Origin of the sequence: Thiohalophilus sp. (assembly GCF_031581315.1) — a bacterium.
Lineage (GTDB): Bacteria > Pseudomonadota > Gammaproteobacteria > UBA6429 > Thiohalophilaceae > Thiohalophilus.
In genome coordinates this window covers 1-4,769 of the sequence record NZ_JAVLAZ010000030.1, presented here as the reverse complement: position 1 = coordinate 4,769, position 4,769 = coordinate 1, and the positions used below count along the sequence as shown (strand labels likewise).

General features: G+C 58.5%; 11 protein-coding genes. All 11 read right to left on the bottom strand.

The annotated features are described in order from the left end of the window. Positions 1–59: 59 nt before the first annotated feature. Entirely contained in the window at positions 60–479 is a 420-nt protein-coding gene (locus RI563_RS06180; protein WP_317622860.1) for a YcgN family cysteine cluster protein, read from the bottom strand. Between the two features lie 28 nt (positions 480–507). Then, entirely contained in the window at positions 508–987 is a 480-nt protein-coding gene (locus tag RI563_RS06175; protein WP_310693491.1) for a DUF2244 domain-containing protein, read from the bottom strand. Between the two features lie 3 nt (positions 988–990). After that, positions 991–1,269, bottom strand: coding sequence for a PilZ domain-containing protein (locus RI563_RS06170; RefSeq protein ID WP_310693490.1), 279 nt, complete (start codon positions 1,267–1,269; stop codon positions 991–993). A gap of 76 nt (positions 1,270–1,345) precedes the next feature. Continuing rightward, a complete protein-coding gene (locus tag RI563_RS06165; RefSeq protein WP_310693489.1) occupies positions 1,346–1,804 on the bottom strand; it encodes a hypothetical protein in 459 nt (152 codons plus the stop codon). Positions 1,805–1,878: 74 nt separating this feature from the next. Further along, entirely contained in the window at positions 1,879–2,229 is a 351-nt protein-coding gene (locus RI563_RS06160; protein ID WP_310693488.1) for a PilZ domain-containing protein, read from the bottom strand. 277 nt (positions 2,230–2,506) lie between these two features. Beyond that, complete coding sequence (locus RI563_RS06155) at positions 2,507–2,839, bottom strand: TraR/DksA family transcriptional regulator (protein WP_310693487.1); 333 nt, start codon at positions 2,837–2,839, stop codon at positions 2,507–2,509. Positions 2,840–2,912: 73 nt separating this feature from the next. Further along, positions 2,913–3,236 (bottom strand): PilZ domain-containing protein, encoded by a 324-nt coding sequence (locus tag RI563_RS06150; protein WP_310693486.1) that lies wholly within the window; start codon positions 3,234–3,236, stop codon positions 2,913–2,915. 186 nt (positions 3,237–3,422) lie between these two features. Beyond that, positions 3,423–3,716: a hypothetical protein gene (locus RI563_RS06145; protein WP_310693485.1), complete on the bottom strand. Its 294-nt coding sequence runs from the start codon at positions 3,714–3,716 to the stop codon at positions 3,423–3,425. Between the two features lie 107 nt (positions 3,717–3,823). Then, positions 3,824–4,183 (bottom strand): hypothetical protein, encoded by a 360-nt coding sequence (locus tag RI563_RS06140; protein ID WP_310693484.1) that lies wholly within the window; start codon positions 4,181–4,183, stop codon positions 3,824–3,826. Then, positions 4,176–4,379 carry a hypothetical protein gene (locus RI563_RS06135; RefSeq protein WP_310693483.1) on the bottom strand — a complete coding sequence of 68 codons (204 nt, stop codon included), beginning with the start codon at positions 4,377–4,379 and terminating at the stop codon, positions 4,176–4,178. The genes RI563_RS06140 and RI563_RS06135 overlap by 8 nt, the downstream gene beginning before the upstream one ends. 18 nt (positions 4,380–4,397) lie before the next feature. Beyond that, a partial coding sequence (locus RI563_RS06130; protein WP_310693482.1) for a heme-binding protein occupies positions 4,398–4,769 on the bottom strand: 372 nt, incomplete at its 5' end.

Here is a 4,769-nt window from a genome sequence, read left to right as displayed (position 1 = left end):
GCAGAACCTGCACATACCAGATGCTCGCCACACCCGTTGCGCCAACTCGAAACACCGGCTCATGGCTCACCTTCCCACTGGTGCCAGTGAATAATATGTTCTTCATATTGTTCGGGATGAATATAGGCTTCGCTGATCACCTTGCCTTCGATCGCGATACCCGCCCGGACCACCGTGTCCGGATCGCCGCTGATCAGCGGATGCCATTGCGGCAAGGAGCGCCCCTCGGCCAGACGCCGATAGGCACAACTGCCCGGTAAATGGTCGATCAGATCCGGCAGGCTCTGCGGGGTCAGGGCCAGGCATTCGGGAACTTCGGCAATCCGGTTGGCATAGCAGTCACACTGACAGCCGGGTTGCTGCAAATGCCGGCAAGCGATATTGGTAAAATACAGCGCGCCACTGTCCACATCTTCCAGCTTGAGCAGGCAACAGCGTCCACAACGATCGCACAGGGATTCCCATTCGGCCGCCGTCATGTCGGCCAGCGATTTGTGCCGCCAGAAATCAGCCACGTTGTAAAAACGCTTTCAGATTACGCACCAGGGCATGCTTGTCGCGATCCGACAAAAACCGGCCCAGCTCCACTTCCTGGCCGTGACAGCGCAGGTGAATCTGGCTGCTATACCAGGGATGCGTGGGAGGCGAGACATGCAGGCGGCACCCGTAACGGGGACACTGCCATTCGAGCACCGGCTGGCGCCGCCCGCGTTGAAAACGGATTTCCTGATGATTGAACTGGACCACTTCCTGCACCCGGGTTTTCAGTGAAACATAATAGAGCAGCCCGAACAGGGCCATGATCTCGATGCCGGCGAAGGGCAAAATCAGCCACGCCCCGGCCAGGGCAAAACCGATGGCAAACGACAGACAGAGCAGCGCCGCCAGGCCCACAATCCAGAGATTGGCCCGCCAGCTGGAGGGCGGATGGGGACGCAAAATAATACGTCCCCGATCCCAGGCGGTATCGTGCTCGATCTGCAGCATGGCTCAGCGGGCTTCGAGAAAATTCACACCCACCCGATAACAATCCGGGGTCAGATCCACATGCCGGATCTCCGCCTGAATATTCAGTTGTCGGTAGTTACCCAACGTATTGACCTCGAAGCGCAGCCAGACCTTCTCACCGACCTGGACCGGCCGCTCGCTGAGCACCGCCATGCCGGTAAGGGAAAAATCCGACGACTCCAGCAACTGCTCATCGCCCTCCCGGCGGGTCAGATAAACGCGGCGTCGAAACGGAATACGCCGATGTTGTCGCTTTTCCATAACCCCCTCCTGCCTCTGCGAGTCCACTCGCCTCTAACAAGCATAGACCATATCGAGACGCGTCCGGGCTACGGGGCTATTCCTCCCAGCGATCGAGCCCGCGGCCCTGACCGGGATGCTCACCCTTCTTTTTGCGCAATCCCGGCGGGTATTTGCGCCGGTGTTCCTGATAATCACGCCATGGTTCCTCCGCGTGGGCTTCCACGGTGACATGCTCCCCAAGGCGCAAGCGCAAACGGCGCGGCAATTCGGCGGAGACGCGCCACTGGCCATCGCTGTAATAAAAGTAGACACCCTGGCCCGTATCAAAATAGATCCCGCTGCGCGGATAATAGCGATATTCGCGCTGCTGCTGTGCCCGACGGCCGTGGGCCGGGGCATGCGCCGGCGGCATGGGCCGCGAGTCGGGCCGTGGAGGCGGGGCCGGCTCGCCCCATTCGACACCCACGCTGCCGCCCGTGTTCTGGCAGCCCCCGAGCCAGGGCAGCAACAGGGCCAGCCCGGCGAGCGGGATCCATCGGTTGGTTCGTGACATGAAAACGCCTCCTTTGGTAATCCGACAGGCCATATGCTTCTCGCAGGCCAGTCAGAAAAGAACCCGGCCTGCTGTTATGCCGGGTTCCAGTGTTCGCGCAACTCATCAATTTTGTAACGTCGTCCATCCACTTCGAAATCGACAAAGGTCAGCGCCATACCTTCATCGCTTTCGCGAATGACTTTCATGTTGAAAGCAATCTCGGGGCGGGCGGAATCGAGAAATTGCAGCTTGATATGTGCGCCAATCGGCAGACGCAGACGATGGCGCAAATCGACAAAGACGCCGATATCGGAAATATCCCGTGTGATGGCCTCGATAACGCCAAAGGTAGAGTGACTGATTCGAACCCGGGCCGGTACCGGCTTGCGGAACTGGTAACGCTTCTCGCGAATATCAAAATAAGAGGAGAGTCTGGCCATCATTCTCCGTTCATCCCGGCAGTCATTATAGCCCTGATACAGGGGCGAGTTCTTTTTGTCTGGCGGCAGATTCTAGCCTGACTCGGGGTAAAGCCCAAGCCCTGTCTGTGACAAACGAATCACACTCCCGGGAAACACCTGAAAAGAGTCGGGGGAAAACCCCGGTATTTATCCATCCCGTCCGGGTCGGGCGGTCGTCATCACCAGCAACACCAGCCCCGCCACCAGAGCCACGATAATGACCCCTTCCAGATGTTCGAGAATAAAAGCCAGCATCCCTTCAGACCGATTCCTGTCGTTCGGCGCAATCGATACACAGTTCGGCATAGGGCACGGCCTCAAGGCGGGCCTCGGCAATGGGTTTGCCACAGGCGAGGCACAATCCGTACTCGTCCCGCTCGACTCGCTCCAGTGCCTGATCGATCAGCGTCAGAGTCTGACGGGCTTCTTCATCCAGCGCAGTGAGAACCTCTTCGTTTTCAAGCTCCACGGCCTGTTCTTCCGAATCGGCACTGGCAGGCAACTGACTATCATCGGCGATGGCCGACACTCGCTCGAGCAATTCGCGCCGCTTGTTCAGCAGCAGCTGACGGTAGTGCGCAGTATCAGACATGGTTGGGAGTTCCAGCGTGCAATGAATTATGTTTCCACCGTAAGTCAGACTATGGCAGCGAATCAAGCACCGGTTATTTTTTCTTTTTCAGATTGTTGCGCAATTCTGCCATGGTCCCGCGCCGGCCCTGGCTTTCATAATCAAGAAACATCAGCCCCATACCATCGGCGTCAACACGAATCACCTGCATGTTGAAGATAATGTCCGGCGATCGGGACTGGGGCAGGATCATCTTCACCTGCTCCCCTTCCTGCAGGGGAAGTGGATGGTCGGTCACGACAAACACGCCGCCGTCGGAAATATCCCGGGTCGAGCCTTCCACTACATCGAAATTAGCGTGATACAGCCTGACCCGCGCATTGACCAGTTTGCGCTTGTAATAGCGGCGCTCTTGCATACACATCTCCCCCGCAATTCGGCTCGGATTATTATTCTCTGACACCAGCCCCCGTTGATACCGGACTGACACACATTGATATTATGGGTAAACACCGTCACAGCCGCAACTTGACGGCCGATCAACAGCCTTGCGTCATCACTATCGGCAAGCAGGGAAGAAATTTGAGTTGAAGCACAGGAGCGGCTAGTGCCGATCGCCGAACGGGGTCTGCCCCTCGTCAACGAAGCGCAGGACCAGGCCCTGCTCGTCCAGGCGCACGAAGGCCATGGTGAAGATCACATCCAGACAGTCGACCCCGAGCTGGAAATAGTCGCTGTCCAGATCGTGGCCATTGTGATAGAGAATATCGCCGCTGAGGCGCACCGCTCCGGGCGACCAGTCCTCGACCCGGCTGCGAATCGTCCCCAGAACCGGGTGATAGAGACGGACCGCCGTACCGGCGATCTGACGAACAAACTGACGGCGCTCCTGCTTCATCTGACACCCCCGCGGGATGGGCCCAAAACCCCGGAAATTTTGTGTGCGTGTCAATTCAGCTTAGCCCGCCGGCGGAAAAATACCAGCGATTCGAGGTCGGCGGCCGGTTATTCTATCCACCAGCCGCTGAATTCGACCTTGCCCACCGGCATATGCTCGATATAGCGACAGGCCTTTTTGAGCAGGGTATAGCACTCAAACGGCTCGATCTGGCGGGTATAAGAGCCGAACTCCTCCGGTACTGACAGATTCAGCTCGACACCGCCCTCCGGCTGAACAAAAAACTGCAGGCTGTTGCCCTTCTCATCGATGATCCCGAGCAGATTGCGCGGATAGCCCAGCACCCCGCCTTCCAGGATCACCAGAATCTGCTCCAGCGGCATATAACGGGCCTCGTCGATGGAGACGAACTCCTCGGCGATATGGTCCGTATAAAAACAGATATAGCCTTCGACCTGCTCAGTCATGCGAGCCCGTCCCGCCGCCGGCACGGCGCTCCAGCTGATAACCGAGCCACGCCAGAACGCCCCCGACAATCAGAAACAGCACGGTCTGCCCGGAAGCGGGCGACAGCGATCCATAGACATACGGCGCCAGCAAGCGCCAGAGGGCAAACAGCGCCAGAACGCTGCCCAGCAGAAACAGAATTCGGGCAAATATCACATCACCTCTCCCGACCGGTTACTGGATAAAGTCGAGCCGATCCTGCACGGCGGCAATGCCCTGTGCCGCACACTCGGCATCAATATCACCGCCCGGCGCCCCGCTGACGCCAATGGCCGCGATATTCGTCCCCGCCGCCTGAATCGGCAGCCCGCCATCCATCACCACAATCCCGTCGATGTGATTGAGTTCCGGGCGAATATCCTGGCGACTGCCGCGAAACTGTCCGGAGGGGATGCCCGACATAATCACCAGATTGGCCTTCTCCTCGGCGATCTGCAGGGTGAAGCGGCTGGCCAGGGTATCGCGCATCGCCATCTGGGTATTGCCGTTACGATCCACCACGACCGCGCTGACCTGATAGCCCTTCTCCCGGCACGCTTTGACCGC

Coding starts and splice junctions, on each gene's coding strand:
- RI563_RS06150 (WP_310693486.1), bottom strand. CDS start 3,236: ATGCAAGAGCGCCGCTATTACAAGCGCAAACTGGTCAATGCGCGGGTC.
- RI563_RS06175 (WP_310693491.1), bottom strand. CDS start 987: ATGCTGCAGATCGAGCACGATACCGCCTGGGATCGGGGACGTATTATT.
- RI563_RS06180 (WP_317622860.1), bottom strand. CDS start 479: ATGACGGCGGCCGAATGGGAATCCCTGTGCGATCGTTGTGGACGCTGT.
- RI563_RS06160 (WP_310693488.1), bottom strand. CDS start 2,229: ATGATGGCCAGACTCTCCTCTTATTTTGATATTCGCGAGAAGCGTTAC.
- RI563_RS06145 (WP_310693485.1), bottom strand. CDS start 3,716: ATGAAGCAGGAGCGCCGTCAGTTTGTTCGTCAGATCGCCGGTACGGCG.
- RI563_RS06170 (WP_310693490.1), bottom strand. CDS start 1,269: ATGGAAAAGCGACAACATCGGCGTATTCCGTTTCGACGCCGCGTTTAT.
- RI563_RS06155 (WP_310693487.1), bottom strand. CDS start 2,839: ATGTCTGATACTGCGCACTACCGTCAGCTGCTGCTGAACAAGCGGCGC.
- RI563_RS06140 (WP_310693484.1), bottom strand. CDS start 4,183: ATGACTGAGCAGGTCGAAGGCTATATCTGTTTTTATACGGACCATATC.
- RI563_RS06165 (WP_310693489.1), bottom strand. CDS start 1,804: ATGTCACGAACCAACCGATGGATCCCGCTCGCCGGGCTGGCCCTGTTG.